Annotated in this window: 4 protein-coding genes and 1 pseudogene; 4 read left to right on the top strand and 1 reads right to left on the bottom strand. The window is 62.2% G+C overall.

All coding sequences use genetic code 11. The annotated features are described in order from the left end of the window. The first annotated feature begins 301 nt into the window (after positions 1-301). The 4 genes and pseudogenes from VZ95_RS16420 (at position 302) to ureG (ending at position 2,162) form a co-directional block, all read left to right on the top strand. A pseudogene (locus tag VZ95_RS16420) lies at positions 302-831 on the top strand (urease accessory protein UreE). Beyond that, on the top strand, positions 794-1,000 hold the full coding sequence (locus VZ95_RS25830) for a hypothetical protein (protein ID WP_198148353.1): 207 nt from the start codon (positions 794-796) through the stop codon (positions 998-1,000). Before VZ95_RS16420 ends, VZ95_RS25830 begins: the two are co-directional and overlap by 38 nt. Then, positions 952-1,533, top strand: coding sequence for an urease accessory protein UreF (locus VZ95_RS16415; RefSeq protein WP_052711864.1), 582 nt, complete (start codon positions 952-954; stop codon positions 1,531-1,533). The genes VZ95_RS25830 and VZ95_RS16415 overlap by 49 nt, the downstream gene beginning before the upstream one ends. Next, a complete protein-coding gene (ureG, locus tag VZ95_RS16410) occupies positions 1,530-2,162 on the top strand; it encodes an urease accessory protein UreG (protein WP_045776816.1) in 633 nt (210 codons plus the stop codon). Before VZ95_RS16415 ends, ureG begins: the two co-directional genes overlap by 4 nt. Here ureG and VZ95_RS16405 read toward each other — a convergent pair. Further along, positions 2,159-3,811, bottom strand: a complete 1,653-nt coding sequence (locus VZ95_RS16405; RefSeq protein WP_232302710.1) for a methyl-accepting chemotaxis protein — start codon at positions 3,809-3,811, stop codon at positions 2,159-2,161. The two genes, ureG and VZ95_RS16405, sit on opposite strands and share 4 nt — an antisense overlap. Positions 3,812-3,831 lie beyond the last annotated feature (20 nt).

Below are 3,831 nucleotides of genomic sequence, written 5' to 3'. Positions count from 1 at the left end.
GGTGTTCAACGACGCCACCCCCACGATCACCATCGACCCGGAAACCTACGAAGTCCGCGCCGACGGCGAGTTGCTGGTGTGCGAGCCCGCAAAAGAACTGCCGATGGCGCAAAGATACTTCTTGTTCTAGGGGGCTCGGCCCCCAACCCCGCTCAAGGGGCTACGGCCCCTTGAGAATCCACGAGGGCTTGAACTCGCCGGAAAGGGGTTAGAATAGTATTGTAAATGGGATTGTTAAGGGGCCGAGCCCCTTAACCGGGGTTGTTAGGGGCAGCGCCCCTAACTCTTTCACGGAGAGTTCATGCAGCGCGCAACCGAAGTGCTACGGCGCGGGTCTTTCGATCCTGCGACCGTCGCCGATACGATTACCTTGGACCGCGAGTCCCGCTACCGCCGCCGCGTGGTGCTGACCAGCGATGGCGGCGCGGAGTTTCTGCTTGATCTGCCGGAGGCGACCTATTTGGCCGAGGGCGATGCTGTAACCGGCGAAACCGGGACCATTCTGATTAAAGCCGCCGCCGAAGCGCTGCTTGAAATCCACGCCCACGGCCCGCGCGCCCTCGCCCGCATCGCCTGGCACATCGGCAACCGCCATATCGCCGCCGAATTGACCGACGATGCGATCTATATTCAGCCGATCATGTGCTGGCGGAGATGATCCACGGCCTCGGCGGGCATGTGCATAAGGTGATGCGCTCGTTCGAGCCGGAGGGCGGCGCTTACGGCGGGCAGGCGTCGTTGCAGCATTCCCATTCCCACGGGCATGCGTCAGGGCACGCACAGGGGCACGGGCATGCCCATAACGACGACCACGCCCATTCGCACGACTGACATGGCGGACGGCGCCGCCCTTCCCCTGCCGATAGCGGCCTTTCCGGCGGAACTCTTCCTCTGGCTCTCGCCCGCGTTTCCGGTCGGCGGTTTCGCTTCAGTCACGGGCTCGAAAAGCTGGTGGAAGATGGGATCGTCTCGGACCGGGCGAGCCTTGGCGCGTGGCTGACCGATTTGGCGACCTCGGGGTCGCTGCGGAACGATCTGCTGCTGCTCGCCGAAGCCTGGCGGGCTGGGCGCGCGGACGATACCGCACGCCTCCTCGCCGCCGCCGAGCTTGCCGCCGCCTGCAACCGGGGGGCCGAACGCCAGCTTGAGACGCTCACCCAAGGCCGGGGCTTCGGCGCCGCCTGCACCGCTGCCTGGGAGGTGCCGAGTTTAGCGCTGCTGGCGAAAAGCAACCGCCTCGCCTATCCCATCGCCGTGGGAGCCGCCGCCGCCGACCGGCAGATTGCGTTAGAAGCCACGTTGGACGCTTACACCCTCGGCTTTTGCAGTAACCTGATGTCCGCCGCCATTCGCCTCAGCGTGATCGGCCAGTTCGATGGGCAGCGCGTTTTAGCCGATCTGCTGCCGATCCTGAAAACCGCCGCTCACGAGGCCGCCTCGGGAAATCTGGACGATCTCGGCGGTGCCTGTTTTGCGTCGGACTTCGCGTCCCTCGCCCATGAAACCCAGCACGTAAGGTTGTTCCGCTCATGACCGCGCTCAAATCCACGTCCCCGAACGGCCCCCTGCGCGTTGGCATCGGCGGCCCCGTCGGCTCCGGCAAAACCTCGCTGACAGCGGCGCTGTGCCGGGCGCTGCGCGACCGTTACGATATGGTCGCCATCACCAACGATATCTACACGCGGGAAGACGCGGACGCGCTGATCCGCATGCAGGCGCTCCCCTCCGAACGCGTCATGGGGGTTGAGACCGGCGGTTGCCCCCATACCGCCATCCGCGAAGATTGCTCGATCAACCTCGCCGCCATCGCCACCATGCGCGAGCGTTTTCCGAATCTGGACTTGATCCTGATCGAATCGGGCGGCGACAATCTCGCCGCCACCTTCTCCCCCGATCTCGCCGACCTCACGATCTACGTGATCGACGTAGCCCAGGGCGACGATATTCCCCGTAAAGGCGGCCCCGGTATCACCCGCTCGGACCTGCTGGTCATCAATAAAACTGACCTTGCCCCCTACGTCGGCTCGCGGCTCGACCTGATGGAGCAAGACGCCCGCAAAGCGCGCGGCACCCGGCCGTTCGTCTTCACCGCCGTGCGCCAGAACCAGGGGGTTGAGGCGGTGGTGGATCATATCGAGAGATTGGGGGGGCTTACCCGCTAAACGCGGCGAATATTGCTCAGAAAGCTTTCCACATCCTGACGCAGCCGCGTGCTTTCGCGGGCCAAACCATCGGCGGAATTCAGGACTTCGGCCGCCGCCGCCCCGGTTTGCGCCGCGCCCGACGTTACCCCGGCGATACTAAAGGCAACGCTTTGCGTGCTCGATGCGGCTTGTTGCACGTTCTGGGAAATCTCGCGCGTTGCGGCATTTTGCTGAGCAACCGCGTCGGAGACGGTGGCGGTGATAGCGTTCATCTGCTGAATGGTCTCGCCGATGGTTCGGATCGCCGCGACCACGGCCCCGGTTTCGCTTTGCACGGCCTGGACTTGGGTTGAGATTTCCTCAGTGGCGCGAGCGGTTTGTGCCGCCAGATTCTTCACTTCGGAGGCCACCACCGCGAAACCCTTGCCAGCCTCGCCCGCGCGGGCGGCCTCAATCGTGGCATTCAGCGCCAAAAGATTGGTTTGCCCGGCGATGTTATTGATAAGCCCAACGACCTCACCAATCCGCTGGGCGGCTTCAGCGAGATTGCGCACTTGTTCGGCGGTTTGAACGGCATCTTTCTGCGCGGTTTCGGCAATGACCATCGACTGTTGGACTTGGCGACTGACCTCGCTGATCGACGCGCTCAACTCTTCGGCAGCGGCGGCAACCGTTTGAACATTGCCATTTGCCTGCAAACTGGCGTCGCTCACCGATTCGGCCTGATGACCGGCGTGGGCGGCGGTTTCAGTCATGCTCTGCGCCGTTGCGTGCAACTCGGTCGCGGCCCCGGCGAGCGCTTCAACGGTTTCGCTGGCGCTGCGGTCGAAGCCTAACACCAGCGCGTCAATCTCCGCCTGCCGGGCCAGCTTGGTCGCCGCTTCCTGCAATTGGGCGGCTGTTAGCCGCTCGGCGGTTTGCATTTCGGTGCGAAACACATCAAGCGCGGTTGCCATCGCACCGATTTCATCGCGGCGGGCGAGATGCGGAATGGCGTGACCATACTCCCGTTGGGCCAGCGCCCGCATGGCCAGCGTCATGTGCAGGATCGGAGCGGAAACGCCTTTCAGAATATAGACGATCACCGCCGCGCCAAGGGCAACGGCGCAACCGAGAAACGCCAAAACCAGCGCGACCGAACTCCCGGCTTCCTGAACAGCCGAAGCTGCCGATTGATCGGAAATGCTGCGGGCACGCGCCAATTCACCATCGATCAACACCAACAGCGCATCGAAACTCTTTTTGCCCTCCAGCCGGAATAAGGTGCCGGCCTCGATGGTCCGCTGCGATCCCGAGAGATCGATAAGGGTTTTATTTTGGCCGAGCAGCGCTGTCCAAGCGGTTAGAATCCCATCGATCCGCCGTTGCGCGTCGGCCCCAGGCTCGGCGGCCTGATAGCCGGTGATCTTTGCCTCAATCGCCGCGCTGGTCCGTTTCAAAACCGCTTCGGCATCCACCGTATCTTGAAAGTCAAAGGCGAGAATATGTTGGGCCTCGGCAATCCTGAACGCCAAGATTTCCGATCTTATTTCCTGAAGCAGCATGAAGTTTGGAACATGTTGGGAAATAACCGCATCCAGTGAATTGCGTGTATCCGATAGCTTCAATACACCGATCAGCGATGATAGGATTAATACAAGCGATAATGTTAGAATTGACAGAATCAATTTCGTTCGAATCGATATCG

The sequence above is a fragment of the Elstera litoralis genome (assembly GCF_000963705.1).
Lineage (GTDB): Bacteria > Pseudomonadota > Alphaproteobacteria > Elsterales > Elsteraceae > Elstera > Elstera litoralis.
The sequence above is the reverse complement of the archived record's forward strand: the minus strand, read 5'-3'. Positions and strand labels throughout refer to the sequence as shown.